This is a genomic window from Blautia sp. CAG:257 (assembly GCF_000433815.1).
In the GTDB taxonomy this organism is placed as follows: domain Bacteria; phylum Bacillota; class Clostridia; order Lachnospirales; family Lachnospiraceae; genus Blautia_A; species Blautia_A caecimuris.
This window is the reverse complement of record NZ_HF999085.1, coordinates 71,909-87,021: the sequence shown is the minus strand read 5'-3', so window position 1 is coordinate 87,021 and position 15,113 is coordinate 71,909. Positions and strand designations below refer to the sequence as shown.

Below are 15,113 nucleotides of genomic sequence, written 5' to 3'. Positions count from 1 at the left end.
GTGGACAGTCCAAGCGCAGAAGTGCTTGCACAGGTATTTCCGTACTGTAAAAGACCGGGACTTATTAATTCTGTTTCCGGTGAGGGAAACAAAATGGACGTACTGTTTCCTCTGATCGCAGATACGAAATGGGAAGTGATCTGCCTGCTTTCTGATGATACAGGTATTCCGAAATGTGCTGCAGACCGACTGAGAGTTTTTGACAATATTATGGCAAAGGCAAAGGAGTACGGAATCAGTCCGGACAGAATGCACATTGATCCGCTTGTGGAAATGCTCTGTACCTCAGAAGATGGAATTGCCATGAATGTGGAAGTGATCAGTACCATTCGGGAAAAATATCCAGACATTCACATTACAGCTGCAGTCAGCAATATTTCCTTTAATCTTCCGGTTCGTAAGATGGTGAATCTGGGCTTTACGGTTCTTGCAATGAACGCAGGGTTGGACAGCGCGATCCTTGATCCCACCAACAGAGATATGATGGGCGTGATTTATGCTACAGAAGCGCTTCTGGGACGGGATGATTACTGTATGGAATACATCAGCGCATACCGGGAAGGGATTTTCGGACCGAAAAAATAACAGTTATTAATTTTAATATAAAAATGAGGAGGTAGTTTCAAATGGCAGGTATTCAGGAAGTTTACGCTTTAGTAGAAAAAGGAAAAGCAAAGGTGATCGCAAATGCAGTTCAGGAAGCACTTGATGCAGGCTGTGATCCGACAGAAATTCTGAATGACGGAATGATCAAGGCAATGGATGCTGTAGGTGAAAAGTTTAAAAACGGTGAAATTTTTGTACCGGAAATGCTGGTAGCTGCAAGAGCCATGAAAAAAGGTGTTGAGGTTCTGAAACCTCATCTTGCAACAGGCGCAGCAGGGGCAGCGGGAAAGGTAATTATCGGAACCGTAGCAGGCGACCTTCATGATATTGGCAAAAATCTGGTAAGTATGATGCTGGAATCTGCAGGCTTTGAGGTGATCGATCTCGGTGTTGATGTTCCGAAAGAAAAATTCGTGGAGGCATACGAGGCAAACCCAGACACAAAGATCATCTGCTGTTCAGCTCTTCTTACTACAACCATGCCTGCGCTGAAGGAAGCAGTAGCGCTGATCAATGAAGCCGCTTTCCGTCCGAACGTAAAGGTAATGGTTGGCGGAGCGCCTATTACTCAGGCTTTTGCAGATGAGATCGGAGCAGATGCGTATACAGAGGATGCAGCCTCCTGCGCGAAGAAAGCAAGAGAGCTTGCCGCATAGTAAGTATTCTGAAAGAAAATTCACATAGAAACGGCTGTATTATAAAAAACGGGCGGAACAGGGAGTTGTTATATGCTTGAAGAATCCTTTGAGCAGCTAAACCAGAAGCAGTGCGCTGCTTATCTGAAAAAGCTGAAACTTCCACAGGAAGAGTGTACCCTGGAGTTTCTGGACAGGCTGATCCGGAGACATCTGGAAGAAATTCCTTTTGAAAATCTGGATCTGGTACGTACCCATGAGCTGATCCAAACTGATCTGGATACTGTTTATAAAAAAATCATTCAGGGCAGAAGAGGCGGCTACTGTTTTGAGCTGAATGCATTATTTCTGGGCCTTCTGAGGGGACTCGGATATCAGGCGTATCCTGTTGCCTGCCGGGTTCTCAGGCGTCCGGGGCTTCGGATGCCTACGCACAGAGCCAGTGTGGTCTGTGCTGACGGTAAAAAATATTTCTGTGATGTGGGTTATGGAGGCATTGCCTGTGTCCGGGCTGCTCTTATGGAGCCGGGCGCTGTTACTCATACTGATTTTGGCAGCTTTTATTTTGAAAGAGAATGTGCAGGATGGCTGAATTTCTGGCATAAGGGAGAAAAAAACAGGGAAAAATCAGGCATAAAAATATTTATGGTGGCAGAATTTCCCAGCGCTCCTGTTGATTTTGCTCCGGCAAATCAGGCAATGTGCAGTCCTGGAGCCATGTTTTATGACAAGGTAGTGGTGCACAGAATGACAGAGTACGGCCCTCTTTCTGTAGAAGGAAATCAGGTTACACTTCGCGAAAAGGAAGGCAAGAAGATTGTTACCCTTTCCTCAGGAGAGGAACTGAGAGAAGTACTGAAAAAAGAATTTAAAATAGAAGTCATCTGACAGGTAAAACGGTTTCCGTAAATAAAGCGGAAGCCGTTTTTATCTGGCAGGAAAAAATATATTCTGTACGACCACTGGAAGGTAAAACGGTGAATGATAAAAGATAAAAACTTTCCCTAGGGCTGCGGTCATGTCTGGAAATTTTATATTCTATGTGCTAGACTGATTGGGACAGAAAGCTCAGAGATTCAGCCTTGTACTATGAAGTATTCTAATATTATACAACATGGAAGATCATACATAAATGCTGAGTATCCCGGCAAATCAAAACAGAAAAATTCGTATTTTAATTTGTACTGAAGTTACTGTGCAGGAGGCATTTGACCAGGTTACTGTGAATGGAGTGAGCAGTAATATACTGAATCTTGACGCAGGATTAAAAGCAGGGAGGATATCATGAAAACCAGAATGGCAGAGAATGCGAATATAAAAGAAAATGAAATTCAGAAAGAGATTAAAAAAGAGACAGGGGAGGAACAGAAGATGCTGAAAAACGAGTATCTTTCAGAAATAAACCTGGATGACAGATTTGAACTGAGAGAGATCAGACTAGGAGAAGCCGTAGAAGCAGCAGGGGTTGAAAAAGCTTGTTTTCCTCCAAGTGAGGCCTGCTCTGAAAAAATGATGGTAGAACGTGCTACAAAGGCGCCGGAGTATTTTCTTGTGGCAGTTGACAGACAAACAGGAAAAATCGCAGGGATTTTAAATGGTCTTGCTACAGATGAGACAACGTTCAGGGATGAATTTTTTACAAACGCAGAGCTTCATGTTCCGGAAGGAAAAACGATAATGCTTCTTGGACTGGCGGTTCTTCCTGAATATCGGGGAGAGGGGCTTGCCAGAGCGATTATGTATCGGTATCTTTGCAGAATGGTGCAAAAAGAAAAAGACATGGTACTTTTGACCTGTCTGGATTCCAGAGTACCTATGTATGAAAAAATGGGATTTCAGGATAAGGGAGCTGCCAATTCTACATGGGGAGGCGAAGAATGGCATGAAATGAATTACCCTGTGGGAATCGGCAAATTGCCTTGAAAACTGTCGGAGAAACCCGTATAATGTAAATCAGTGAAAGAAAGAATGAGGGCACAGGACTATTTTGCTCCACAGGTTTCACAGACATGGGGGAATGTTATGAACAAAACAAAAACCATTTGTTTTACAAATAATAAGGGCGGCAGCGGCAAGTCTACCACCTGTTCCAATATTGGCGCGGCAATGGCCCGGGCCGGAAAAAAGGTTCTGATAATTGACGGAGATATGCAGTTAAATCTGTCACTGGCTTTTTTTTCCGAGGACTGGGTGCTGGAACAGGCAGCAGGCGACAAGAATCTTTATCATGCAATAAGAGAGCAGAAGGATCTGGCAGATTATATTGTGCATACGGATTATGAGAATCTGGATCTGATTCCTTCTTCTACTCTGATGAGTTCTATTGAGTATGAGCTGTTTACAAAATGGCAGAGAGAATTTATCTTAAAAAAATGTCTTCAGAACATAAAAGATTCGGGCGTTTATGATTATATTCTGATCGATGCGCCGCCTACGCTGGGAGGCTGGGTCATGAATATCCTGTGTGCATCGGATCAGGTGGTTGTTCCTGTGGAGGCAAGTCCCTGGGGAATGTTCGGTCTGGCAAATATGTTTGATTTCCTGAACGAGGTAAAGCAGATTGCGCCGGAACTGAAGGTTGCGGGAATTGCAGTTACAAAAGTGGATACCCGTAAAAACTATTTTAAACAGACAATGGAAACTTTACACGAGCTGGAAGAAATTTATGTGTTTGATTCCTTTATCAGGGTGGACAGTTCTGTAGAATGGGCTCAGGACAACAGCGCTCCGGTAGTGGAGTACAAAAAATCCAGCAGAAGTGCAAAAGAATATACAGCGTTGGCAGAGGAGGTAATGAGACGTGTCAGTAGGTAAGGAAAGTATTAAGCGCGCAGCAAGCGCAGGCGCAAAGAAAACTACAGCAGCAAAGACAGCAGAAGCAGGCGTTAAAAAAACGACGGAGGCAAAGACGGCAACTGTAAAAGCAGCAGAGACAAAGGTTTCATCTGCAGAAAAAACAGCGGGAACTGCTAAAAAGACAACATCAGGAAAAACATCTGTAACCAAAGCGGCAGCAGCTAAAAAGACAGCAGCCAAAAAGACAACAACGAGAAAAACCACAGCGGCAAAGACTGCAAAAAGTGTAAAGACTTCTGTACTTACTCCTGCCAATTCAGAAGAGATCCAGGCAAAATTTATCTCTGATAAGGCGAAACAGCCGGAAAGTGTCAATGGACCGGTGCATGTAACAGAAGAGCTTCCGATATATCTACTTTAAAAAATAAGAAATAAAAAGCTGTCACGGGATCACTGGAAAGTATTTTTTGCAGAAAGATGAAAAAATACTTTCCGGGAAATTGATTTTGCGGCAGTTTTTATTTGGTAAAAATACGGATGGGAGATGGAAAGTGTGGAAAAAATCAGGCATCAGACATCAGAAACATTCCGGCTCAGTGCGCTTCTGGCATTGTCAGGAGGCTTTCAGGATGCTTATACTTATAATGTAAGAGATCATGTTTTTTCCAATGCGCAGACAGGAAATATGGTGCTTATGAGCCAGTATTTTATGATGGGAAAGTGGGTGGAAGCCCTGCATTATCTCTTCCCTGTAATTGCCTTTGCCATGGGAGTATTTGTGGCAGAGAGAATTCAGCAGAAATATAAATACAGAAGCCGCATCCACTGGCGGCAGATTATTGTTGCCCTGGAAATTGCGATTCTTTTTCTGGTGGGATTTATTCCTGTACAGTTTAATATGGCTGCCACTATGCTGGTATCTTTTTCCTGCGCCATGCAGGTTCAGACTTTCCGAAAAGTTCACGGTTATGGCTATGCCAGTACCATGTGCATCGGAAATTTACGGGCGGGAACAGAAAGTCTGGCTGTTTATCTGAGAGATAAAAAGCCCGGAGCTTTGAAAAAAGCTGTACATTATTATGGGATTATTCTGATCTTTGCAGTGGGAGCAGGTATGGGAGGCGTGATGTCCCTTCATATTGGACTGAGAGCTATCTGGATATCTCCGGTTCTTCTGACAGCAGCCTGTTTGTTGATGAATTACGAAAAAATATAACCTCTGATATGTTAAAATGCAGGTGGATTTATGATAAAATAAATGCAGATATTTTGGAAAACGGCAGGTGAGAGTATGGAGTTTCAGCACGAACTGATCATTCCCAATGAAGGGCTGCCCTTTAAGATTTTTCTTTTTGAGGGGAGCAGGGGGAACTATATAAGAGAAAAGCACTGGCATACCTCTATAGAGATTTTTGCTGTTATGGAGGGAGAGCTACTTTTTTATATTAATCATGAGAAATATCCCCTTCATGCAGGAGAACTTCTCATAGTGAATGCCAATGAAATCCATTCAGTTCATGCATTAAAGACGAATAAAACCGCAGTGATCCAGATACCTCTCAGGCAGTTTGAAGGGTATTTTACAGCCCAGCAGTTTATCCGGTTTGAGGGCGGTGTGCGCGGTGGAAAGGACAGCGGCAATCCGTCAGACAGGCGGCTGATCTCTCTGGTGCAGAGACTTTATAATGTGTATGCAGAAAAGCGGAATGGATACGATTTCCGCACGATTTCTCTGTATTATGAGCTTCTTTATCTTTTGGTTACTCAGTATCGGGTAACAGAGGTTGAGGAGAAGGAGCTTCGTCATAACCGGCATCTGAATGCTCTTTCCAGAATTACCACTTATATGAGAGAACACTACAGAGAGGAGCTGAAGCTTTCAGACCTGGCAGAAATGTTCGGATATTCAGACGCTTATCTGTCAAGAATGTTCAGGGAGTATGCAAAAGTCAATTTTAAGACTTATCTTCAGGATATCCGTACCTCTTATGCCTATCGGGATATTCTGAATACAGATCATACAATCGGTCAGATTGCCCTGGATAACGGGTTTTGCAGCAGCCGTGGACTGTCCAAGGATTTCAGAAAGCGGTACGGGGTGCTTCCAAGTGAGGTGAAGCGTGAAAAAAAGCAGAAAGCAGCTGAGCAGGAAACTGACAGCTTTAAATAAAAATGTCAAAAAAATGCTATAAATCAGATAAAAAAAGCGGCGAAAAGCATACCGGACTGTGGTATGCTTTTTTCAATGAATGAGAGCACCGGAGAGCAATGGGACTTTCATGGAAGTTGTAAGGAGGAATTACAATGAAAATTCAGAATGTAACAGATGATTCTTTCCGAAAATACGGAAAAGTTCTGGAGGGATATGACTTCACCGGTCTTTTAAAAGAAATGAAGCATATGCCAGTACCGGAAGATGTGATTTACGTTCCTTCTGTAGATGAGCTGGAGGCATTGGATGTGGCAAAAGAGCTTCAGAACAGAGCCTACGGCGGACTGCCGATTCAGATCGGATACTGCAACGGACACAACAAAAAACTGAATGCAGTAGAATATCACAGAAATTCTGAGATCAATGTTGCAGCCACAGATCTGGTTCTTCTGATCGGAGAACAGAAGGATATTGAGGATGATTTTACATACGATACATCAAAAATCGAAGCTTTTCTTGTACCGGCAGGCACAGCCATTGAGGTGTATGCCACAACACTGCATTATGCGCCCTGCAATGTAAAAGAAAGCGGATTCCAGTGCGTGGTTGTTCTGCCGAAGGGAACCAATACGGAGATTAATTTCCAGTTGAAAAAAACAGGAGAGGACGCACTTATTACTGCAAAAAATAAATGGCTGATCGCTCATGAGGAAGCTGGAATTGAGGGAGCTTTTAATGGGCTGAAAGGTGAAAATATCACAATTGAATAAGGATGCAGCATCAGAAAAATCAGAAGATTTATAAAAAGAAAATTATAAAGAGATATTTATAAAACTTATACGCAGTCGTATAAAAACAACTATAAACCAATAAATAACAGAAAAAATGGAGGAAAAAATCATGAATAACATGCCAGAAGTAAAAGTTGGAATCGTTGCAGTCAGCAGAGACTGTTTCCCGGAAAGCCTTTCTGTAAACAGAAGAAAAGCTCTTGTTGAGGCCTACACAAAGAAATATGACGCAAAGGATATTTATGAATGTCCAATCTGTATTGTAGAGAGCGAGATTCATATGGTTCAGGCTCTTGAAGACATCAAAAAAGCAGGCTGCAACGCTCTTTGTGTATACCTTGGAAACTTTGGTCCGGAGATCTCCGAGACACTTCTTGCAAAGCATTTCGACGGACCGAAAATGTTTATCGCAGCAGCAGAGGAGACACAGAATGATCTCTGTCAGGGACGTGGAGACGCATATTGCGGTATGCTGAACGCAAGCTATAACCTGCAGCTTCGCAACGTAAAAGCTTACATTCCGGAATATCCTGTTGGAGACGCAGAGGACTGCGCGGACATGATTCATGAGTTCCTGCCGATCGCAAGAGCAATCGAAGGACTGAATAATCTGAAGATCATCAGCTTTGGACCGCGTCCGCTGAACTTCCTTGCATGTAACGCACCGATCAAACAGCTTTATAACATTGGCGTTGAAATTGAAGAGAACTCTGAGCTTGACCTGTTTGAGGCATTTAACAAACACGCAGGTGACGAGCGTATTCCAGCAGTTGTAAAAGAGATGGAGGAAGAGCTTGGCGAAGGTAATAAGAAACCTGAAATCCTTGCAAAGCTTGCACAGTATGAGCTGACATTAAAGGACTGGGTTGAGGAGCACAGAGGATACCGCAAATATGTTGCCATTGCAGGAAAATGCTGGCCAGCATTCCAGACACAGTTTGGCTTTGTTCCATGTTATGTAAACAGCCGCCTTACCGCACAGGGAATTCCGGTTTCCTGCGAGGTTGATATTTATGGTACTTTAAGTGAGTTTATCGGAACTGTTGTAAGCCAGGATGCAGTTACACTTCTGGATATCAACAACACTGTTCCAAAGGATATGTATAAAGAGTCCATTGAGGGCAAATATAACTACACTCTGAAAGATACTTTCATGGGATTCCACTGCGGAAATACTGCTTCCGGAAAACTTGTTTCCTGTGAGATGAAATACCAGATGATCATGGCAAGAGCTCTTCCGGAAGAAGTAACACAGGGTACTCTGGAAGGCGATATCCAGCCTGGAGACATCACCTTCTATCGTCTGCAGAGCACTGCTGACAACAAGCTCCGCGCTTATATTGCACATGGTGAAGTGCTTCCGGTTGCTACAAGATCCTTTGGCTCTATCGGCGTATTTGCGATTCCGGAAATGGGACGTTTCTACCGTCACGTTCTTATTGAGGGAGGCTATCCGCATCACGGCGCAGTTGCTTTCGGACATTATGGAAAAGCTCTGTTTGAGGTATTCAAATACATTGGCGTTCCGGTAGAAGAGATCGGTTACAATCAGCCGGCAGGCGTAAGATATCCTACAGAAAATCCATGGGGATAAGATCATTCTCCAGGTGATAAAATTCTGAAATATACAGGCTGAAAATCCATTGCCGCAGGCCGGAGGGAATAAAAATCAGCTTTGTGAACAATAAAAGATACACGTCCCGGGGAAACCCGGGATGTGTAGTTTAAAAATAAAAACCGTACTGAAAATCGGACCGAAATAAAAGAAAGGACGGAAAATATGTACTATATTGGAATTGATCTGGGAACCTCTGCTGTAAAGCTTCTGCTTATGGAGGAATCCGGAAAAATCTGTAATATTGTATCAAAGGAATATCCATTATTTTTCCCTCATCCGGGCTGGTCGGAACAGAATCCGCAGGACTGGTTTGCTCAGAGCATGGAGGGAATGAAGGAGCTGACAAAGGATATTGACCGCAAAGAAGTTGCCGGAATCGGCTTTGGAGGTCAGATGCACGGCCTTGTAACTCTGGATGAAAATGATCAGGTGATCCGCCCTGCTATCCTCTGGAATGACGGACGTACCCAGGAGGAAACAGAGTATCTGAATAACGAAATCGGCAAGAATAAGCTGTCTGAATACACCGCAAACATTGCTTTTGCAGGCTTTACTGCCCCGAAGATTCTGTGGATGAAAAAGAATGAGCCGGACAAATTTGCCCACATCGCAAAGATCATGCTGCCAAAGGATTACCTTGCATATTGTCTGTCAGGTTCTTTCTGCACAGACGTTTCCGATGCTTCCGGAATGCTTCTTCTGGATGTTAAGAACCGCTGCTGGTCAAAGGAAATGATGGAGATCTGTGGTGTAAAAGAAGAACAGCTTCCAAAGCTTTATGAGAGCTGGCAGGTTGTGGGAACTCTCAAAAAATCCATTGCAGACGAGCTTGGATTCTCGGAAAATGTAAAGGTTGTTGCAGGCGCAGGAGACAATGCTGCCGCTGCTGTTGGAACAGGAACAGTGGGAGACGGACAGTGCAACATCTCTCTTGGAACCTCAGGAACAATCTTTATTTCCAGTAAAGATTTTGGCGTTGATGAAAACAATGCTCTTCATTCCTTCTGTCACGCAGACGGAAGCTATCATCTGATGGGATGCATGTTAAGCGCTGCCTCCTGCAATAAGTGGTGGGCAGAAGAAATCCTTCAGACAAAGGATTTTGCGGCAGAGCAGGCGCCTATCAATAAGCTTGGAGAGAACCGTGTATTCTTCCTTCCGTATCTGATGGGAGAGCGGTCTCCTCACAATAATCCGGATGCCAGAGGCGTGTTCTTTGGCATGTCCATGGACTCTACGAGAGCAGATATGACTCAGGCTGTTCTGGAGGGCGTTGCCTTTGGTCTTCGCGATTCCCTTGAGGTTGCCAGAAGCCTTGGAATTAAGATTGAACGTACCAAGATCTGCGGCGGGGGAGCAAAGAGCCCTCTGTGGAAAAAAATCATTGCCAACGTCATGAACCTGAAGGTTGATGTACTTGAGGTTGAGGAAGGACCGTCCATGGGAGGCGCCATGCTGGCGGCTGTTGGCTGCGGCGCATACCCGGATGTGGAAACCATCGGAAAGAAAATGGCTCATGTAGTGGATACGGTTGAGCCGGAACCGGAGCTGGTGGCGAAATATGAGGAACGCTACCAGAAGTTCAGAAAGCTTTATCCTGCAATGAAAGACCTGTTTTAAATTCTGTAAAAGATAATAAGGGGGCTGTAAATCCGTGTATGCGGAGTGCAGCCGTTACTGTTCACTCCGTTCACAGCAACGAGCCAAAATTCATTTCAGATTGCCTACGGCAATGGAATTTTGGCTTGTATGTCTCGGGATTTTGGCATATACATGCCAAAACACCTCGCGGGATAGAGCCGTGTGAACAGTAACGTGCAGCCTTCTTTTTTACAAAAATATTAAAAGCTATAGTAATAACCGAATGGATGTGCTACACTAAAATTAATTATACGGCTACTGTTGTTACACACAGCTTATAAAGAAGGGGAGAGAACGGAATGTCAGACGATCGTCATAAAAAAGCGCTGGATCAGGCTGTACAGAAACTTCGTACACAATTTTCCAATTATGTAACAGCAATATACTGTTACGGAAGCTATGCCAGAGGAGAACAGAAATTCTGGTCAGATGTGGATGTTCTGGTTAAGGTATCGGATGATACTTCTCCCAGAATTATGAGACAAATGAGAGCCGAAGTAATACCTGAACAGTATGATCTTCCTGAAGTGGATCTGAAATTTTCCTCAGGAGAACAATTCAGTACTAGCTACCGATTTAATGAAAATATAAAAAAGGAGGGGAAGCTGATATGGAAAAAGGACTGAGTTATTTTGACCTGGCAGAAAATGACTATCAGTTTCTTTTAAAAGATAAAAAAGAAGGCCGTGTAGGCAATATGATGACAGTTTATGGGAGAGCGAAAGGAAAAACGCTCTCCCATATTTGTCAGTACAGATATTTTTTTCTGTATTTCAGAAGCATCCATGCGGCCAGAATTATTGCCATCAGTTCGGCGGCAGGATTTGCAAGCCAGATTCCGGTAACGCCCAGAAGGGCAGGAAGAGCCAGAAGGCAGATGATCATAAAAACAAAGGATCTGGTAAAGGCAAGCATTGCGGATACCATTCCGTTATTTAGAGCAGTAAACATTCCGCTGGCAAAAATATTAAATCCAATAAATAAAAGCGCAGTAGTGCAGATGCGGTTTCCGGTTACTGCAAGCTGATAGACCGGGGAGTCCGGCTCAGTAAAAACAGATACCAGAGGTTCGGTAATAAGCAGGGAGATCAGGGCAGCGCTTACGGAGATCGCGGTAATGATCTTCAGACTGAGACGAATCAGTTTTTTCAGTTTAAAATGGTTCTGAGCGCCGTAATAATAGCTGATCATAGGCGCAGCGCCATAGGAATATCCGCTGAAAAGGGAGCTGACAAACATCAGTACATACATGATGATGGTAATAGCGGCAACTCCGTCTTCGCCGACATATTTCAGCATGGTCCAGTTAAAGATAAGAGTAGTGATTCCTGTCACCAGAGCGGTTGCCATTTCCGAACAGCCATTAGTTACTGTTTTTTTCAGTACGGAAAAACGATATACAGGTTTTACAAAGTGCAGCATGTTTTTTCTTTTGGAAAATACAGCCAATCCTGCTACAGTAGTAACTGAATAGCCGATTCCGGTTGCTACGGCAGCGCCGCCGATTCCCATTTCCAGTATCTGTATAAAAACATAATCAAGGATAATATTCGCAATTCCTCCTGCTACGGAACAGATAAAGGACAGGGAAGATTTGCCGGAGGCGATCAGGTAAAGAGAAAAATTATTCATTAAAAGGATCGGGACGGTAAAAATCAGGTAATGTCCAAGATAATCCCGGCAATAGCCCATGACTTCCAGAGAGAGCTTCATATTGGAAAAGATCATGTTCATGGCAAAGTATCCAATCGTACCCATAATAAGTCCTACCAGGACATTTACAAATATAAGACTGGTAAAATCCTGTCTGGCTTCTGTTTCTTTCTTTTCTCCCATTTTTTTCATGATAACAGCGCTGCCTCCGGTAGCCAGCATGGTAGAAACAGCAGTGACCAGGGAAATAACAGGGGCAGTGAGATTAATGGCTGAAAGAGCGTTCGTCCCGATGAGTCTTGATACAAAAAGCCCGTCTACCATGGTATAAAAGGACATAAACAGAGACATGGCTATGGTTGGCAGGGTAAAGAGTATGACATTTTTTAAAGTGACTGGTTTCTGATAGGCGTTCAGAGACTTGTCGTTTGTCTGATTCATAAGATTCCTCCTTGTGTTTTTGCTGTGCATGAGATATCATAAACTTTACAGTAAGTGTAAGGTCAAGAGGGAAATATGAAAAAACAGGAAACAGATTTAACAACATCACAGTTTGCAGCCATTCATCAGGTGAATCCCAGAACTCTGCATTATTATGATTCTGTGGGGCTGTTTTCCCCGGAAAAAAAGGGGGAGAATCAGTATCGCTACTATACTAGCCGTCAGAGCATTGATTTTGAATATATTCGTATGCTGAAAGAGCTGAATATGAGCATCAGCGAAATCCGTTCTTATGTGCAGGAGCCGGGACCGGATAAATTTATGAAGCTGGCCGATGAAAAAATAAATGAGATAAACAGAGAGATACAAAGGCTGGAAAAGACAAAAGAAGTTTTGAAGATCCGAAAGGAGCAGCTTGAAGTATGCAGCCGTGTGGACGATATGCTTATAGAACTGAAACAGCTTCCTGAGGAGTGTTTCCGGGTGATTCCTTTCGATATAAAAGAAGAAAATCTGAAAGATCTGTTTTCCTGTGCAAAGGAATGTTGGGGGATTGAACAGTGCAGAATGGGGATCGGCAGCTATATTTCTGTTGATAAGGTAAGAGAAAAGAAATTTGAAAAGTATGAAGGCGTTTTTTCTCCGGCGCTGAAAGCGGAAGAAGGAGGGGAGATTCTGATCAGGAAAAGAGGGCTTTGCCTTTGCGGTTATCAGAGAGGGATCTGGGACAGACTTCCTGAGCTTTATGAAAAAATGCTGGCATTTGCAGAGAAGGAAAATCTTGTATTAAAGGGCTTTGCCTTTGAATCCGGAATGAATGATTTTGCCATAGCAGACGATAACGATTATGTAACAAGAGTAGTGATCCCTGTAGAAGAGTCTTTCTGACGGCACGGAGGCTCCGGAAGTATAATGATCATTCTTTCCAGGTATGTGACAGAAAGTTTACTGTTGTCAAATTTATTATGTCTAATTTGTATCAGATATGTAAAAGAGAAAACCGTCCGGAGAGGGTTCATTTCCGGACGGTTTTCTGTATATTACTTATAGAGTATCTATGAGTGACCTTTGATTAGAACAGACCTGTGATCTTTCCTGTTTCGTCTACATCGATCTTCTCAGCTGCAGGTACTTTTGGAAGTCCAGGCATTGTCATGATCTCGCCGGTAAGGGCTACGATAAAGCCGGCACCTGCAGAAATCTTCAGGTTACGTACAGTTACCTCAAAGTCTGTAGGAGCGCCCAGTTTTGTCTGGTCGTCTGTCAGGCTGTACTGTGTTTTTGCAACACAGATCGGGCAGTTGCCAAAGCCAAGATCTTCAAGCTGTTTTGCCTGTTTCTGAGCGTTAGCTGTAAGAACAACTCTCTTGCCGCCGTAGATCTTCTGAACGATCTGGTTCAGTTTGTCCTCAATGGAGCCTTCCAGCTCATAGGAGTAGGAGAAGTCATCGTTTGGCTCTTCACAGAGACGGATTACTTCTTCTGCAAGCTTCAGACCGCCTTCGCCGCCTTTTGCCCATACTTCAGAAAGAGCTACGTTTACGCCCATTTCTTTACATTTTGCTTCTACAAGATCAAGCTCTGCCTTAGTGTCTGTCGGGAAAGCGTTGATCGCAACAACACATGGAAGTTTGTATACGTTTGTGATATTGCTTACATGTTTCAGAAGGTTCGGAAGACCTTTCTCAAGAGCCTCAAGGTTCTCGTTGTTCAGATCAGCCTTTGCAACACCGCCATTGTATTTCAGAGCACGAACAGTTGCAACAACAACAACAGCGTTCGGTTTCAGGCCTGCCATACGGCATTTGATGTCAAGGAATTTCTCTGCACCAAGGTCAGCGCCGAAGCCAGCCTCTGTAATTGTGTAATCAGCCAGTTTCAGAGACATTTTTGTAGCTGTTACAGAGTTGCAGCCGTGAGCGATATTAGCGAATGGTCCGCCGTGTACGATTGCAGGAACATGCTCAAGAGTCTGAACAAGGTTTGGTTTCAGAGCGTCTTTCAGAAGAGCTGTCATAGCGCCCTCTGCATGAAGATCTCCTGCTGTTACCGGTTTCTGCTCGGAAACTTTGCCGTATGTATATCCGATGATGATTCTGGAAAGACGTTCTTTCAGGTCTTTGATATCGCTTGCAAGACACAGAACTGCCATGATCTCAGAAGCAACAGTGATGTCATAGCCGTCTTCACGCGGCATACCGTTTGTCTTTCCGCCAAGGCCGTCTACTACATTACGAAGCTGACGGTCGTTCATGTCCACACATCTTCTCCATGTGATCTTTCTCGGGTCGATGTTAAGAGCGTTGCCCTGGAAAATATGGTTGTCGATCATTGCTGCAAGAAGGTTGTTTGCTGCGCCGATAGCATGGAAGTCACCTGTAAAGTGAAGGTTGATGTCTTCCATAGGAACAACCTGCGCATATCCGCCGCCTGCTGCGCCGCCTTTTACACCGAATACCGGTCCGAGAGATGGCTCACGAAGCGCAACCATAACGTTTTTGCCAAGCTTCTGCATACCGTCTGCAAGACCTACAGTTGTCGTTGTTTTTCCTTCGCCTGCCGGTGTCGGGTTGATAGCTGTAACAAGGATCAGCTTGCCGTCCTGTTTGTCTGTTTCTTTCAGAAGATTGTAGTCGATTTTTGCTTTGTACTTTCCGTACTGCTCCAGATATTTGTCGTCAATACCTGCTTTTGCAGCAATCTCAGTAATTGGTTTCATTTCGCATTCCTGTGCGATTTCGATGTCACTCTTGAATCCCATAAGTTTTGTCTCCTTTCAT

Annotated in this window: 15 protein-coding genes; 13 read left to right on the top strand and 2 right to left on the bottom strand. The window is 43.8% G+C overall.

Annotation, left to right across the window (positions count from 1 at the left end):
• The 12 genes from QVP40_RS10570 to QVP40_RS10515 all read left to right on the top strand — a co-directional run.
• On the top strand, nt 1–585 hold a 585-nt coding region (locus QVP40_RS10570), incomplete at its 5' end, for a dihydropteroate synthase (protein WP_288200483.1).
• 41 nt (nt 586–626) lie between these two features.
• Entirely contained in the window at nt 627–1,262 is a 636-nt protein-coding gene (locus QVP40_RS10565) for a corrinoid protein (protein ID WP_022068389.1), read from the top strand.
• Between the two features lie 72 nt (nt 1,263–1,334).
• Nucleotides 1,335–2,129 (top strand): arylamine N-acetyltransferase family protein, encoded by a 795-nt coding sequence (locus tag QVP40_RS10560; RefSeq protein WP_022068388.1) that lies wholly within the window; start codon nt 1,335–1,337, stop codon nt 2,127–2,129.
• A 396-nt stretch (nt 2,130–2,525) separates the two neighbouring features.
• The gene (locus tag QVP40_RS10555) at nt 2,526–3,164 is read left to right on the top strand and encodes a GNAT family N-acetyltransferase (RefSeq protein WP_022068387.1); all 639 of its coding nucleotides are present in this window, start codon (nt 2,526–2,528) and stop codon (nt 3,162–3,164) included.
• Nucleotides 3,165–3,263: 99 nt separating this feature from the next.
• On the top strand, nt 3,264–4,055 hold the full coding sequence (locus QVP40_RS10550) for a ParA family protein (protein ID WP_022068386.1): 792 nt from the start codon (nt 3,264–3,266) through the stop codon (nt 4,053–4,055).
• Nucleotides 4,042–4,458, top strand: coding sequence for a hypothetical protein (locus QVP40_RS10545; RefSeq protein ID WP_022068385.1), 417 nt, complete (start codon nt 4,042–4,044; stop codon nt 4,456–4,458). Before QVP40_RS10550 ends, QVP40_RS10545 begins: the two co-directional genes overlap by 14 nt.
• Before the next feature lie 123 nt (nt 4,459–4,581).
• Complete coding sequence (locus tag QVP40_RS10540) at nt 4,582–5,253, top strand: YoaK family protein (RefSeq protein WP_022068384.1); 672 nt, start codon at nt 4,582–4,584, stop codon at nt 5,251–5,253.
• 75 nt (nt 5,254–5,328) lie between these two features.
• Nucleotides 5,329–6,207 (top strand): helix-turn-helix transcriptional regulator, encoded by an 879-nt coding sequence (locus QVP40_RS10535; protein WP_022068383.1) that lies wholly within the window; start codon nt 5,329–5,331, stop codon nt 6,205–6,207.
• A 134-nt stretch (nt 6,208–6,341) separates the two neighbouring features.
• Nucleotides 6,342–6,959, top strand: coding sequence for a DUF4867 family protein (locus tag QVP40_RS10530; protein ID WP_022068382.1), 618 nt, complete (start codon nt 6,342–6,344; stop codon nt 6,957–6,959).
• Between the two features lie 130 nt (nt 6,960–7,089).
• Nucleotides 7,090–8,574, top strand: a complete 1,485-nt coding sequence (locus QVP40_RS10525) for an L-fucose/L-arabinose isomerase family protein (RefSeq protein ID WP_022068381.1) — start codon at nt 7,090–7,092, stop codon at nt 8,572–8,574.
• Between the two features lie 186 nt (nt 8,575–8,760).
• Entirely contained in the window at nt 8,761–10,218 is a 1,458-nt protein-coding gene (gene xylB, locus QVP40_RS10520) for a xylulokinase (protein WP_022068380.1), read from the top strand.
• A 320-nt stretch (nt 10,219–10,538) separates the two neighbouring features.
• Nucleotides 10,539–10,865, top strand: coding sequence for a nucleotidyltransferase family protein (locus QVP40_RS10515; protein ID WP_022068379.1), 327 nt, complete (start codon nt 10,539–10,541; stop codon nt 10,863–10,865).
• Between the two features lie 121 nt (nt 10,866–10,986).
• Here the strand turns inward: QVP40_RS10515 and QVP40_RS10510 are convergent, their stop codons facing one another.
• Nucleotides 10,987–12,333: an MATE family efflux transporter gene (locus tag QVP40_RS10510; protein ID WP_022068378.1), complete on the bottom strand. Its 1,347-nt coding sequence runs from the start codon at nt 12,331–12,333 to the stop codon at nt 10,987–10,989.
• A gap of 75 nt (nt 12,334–12,408) precedes the next feature.
• Between QVP40_RS10510 and QVP40_RS10505 the strand changes: the two genes are divergently transcribed.
• Nucleotides 12,409–13,221, top strand: a complete 813-nt coding sequence (locus QVP40_RS10505) for a MerR family transcriptional regulator (protein ID WP_022068377.1) — start codon at nt 12,409–12,411, stop codon at nt 13,219–13,221.
• A gap of 184 nt (nt 13,222–13,405) precedes the next feature.
• Here the strand turns inward: QVP40_RS10505 and QVP40_RS10500 are convergent, their stop codons facing one another.
• Nucleotides 13,406–15,094 (bottom strand): formate--tetrahydrofolate ligase, encoded by a 1,689-nt coding sequence (locus tag QVP40_RS10500; RefSeq protein ID WP_022068376.1) that lies wholly within the window; start codon nt 15,092–15,094, stop codon nt 13,406–13,408.
• Between the last annotated feature and the right edge of the window lie 19 nt (nt 15,095–15,113).

Excerpts from the sequence above, each read along its gene's own strand:
- QVP40_RS10500 (WP_022068376.1), bottom strand. The coding sequence starts at position 15,094 with ATGGGATTCAAGAGTGACATCGAAATCGCACAGGAATGCGAAATGAAA.
- QVP40_RS10505 (WP_022068377.1), top strand. The coding sequence starts at position 12,409 with ATGAAAAAACAGGAAACAGATTTAACAACATCACAGTTTGCAGCCATT.
- QVP40_RS10540 (WP_022068384.1), top strand. The coding sequence starts at position 4,582 with ATGGAAAGTGTGGAAAAAATCAGGCATCAGACATCAGAAACATTCCGG.
- xylB (WP_022068380.1), top strand. The coding sequence starts at position 8,761 with ATGTACTATATTGGAATTGATCTGGGAACCTCTGCTGTAAAGCTTCTG.
- QVP40_RS10525 (WP_022068381.1), top strand. The coding sequence starts at position 7,090 with ATGAATAACATGCCAGAAGTAAAAGTTGGAATCGTTGCAGTCAGCAGA.
- QVP40_RS10530 (WP_022068382.1), top strand. The coding sequence starts at position 6,342 with ATGAAAATTCAGAATGTAACAGATGATTCTTTCCGAAAATACGGAAAA.
- QVP40_RS10565 (WP_022068389.1), top strand. The coding sequence starts at position 627 with ATGGCAGGTATTCAGGAAGTTTACGCTTTAGTAGAAAAAGGAAAAGCA.
- QVP40_RS10535 (WP_022068383.1), top strand. The coding sequence starts at position 5,329 with ATGGAGTTTCAGCACGAACTGATCATTCCCAATGAAGGGCTGCCCTTT.
- QVP40_RS10550 (WP_022068386.1), top strand. The coding sequence starts at position 3,264 with ATGAACAAAACAAAAACCATTTGTTTTACAAATAATAAGGGCGGCAGC.
- QVP40_RS10560 (WP_022068388.1), top strand. The coding sequence starts at position 1,335 with ATGCTTGAAGAATCCTTTGAGCAGCTAAACCAGAAGCAGTGCGCTGCT.
- QVP40_RS10510 (WP_022068378.1), bottom strand. The coding sequence starts at position 12,333 with ATGAATCAGACAAACGACAAGTCTCTGAACGCCTATCAGAAACCAGTC.
- QVP40_RS10515 (WP_022068379.1), top strand. The coding sequence starts at position 10,539 with ATGTCAGACGATCGTCATAAAAAAGCGCTGGATCAGGCTGTACAGAAA.
- QVP40_RS10555 (WP_022068387.1), top strand. The coding sequence starts at position 2,526 with ATGAAAACCAGAATGGCAGAGAATGCGAATATAAAAGAAAATGAAATT.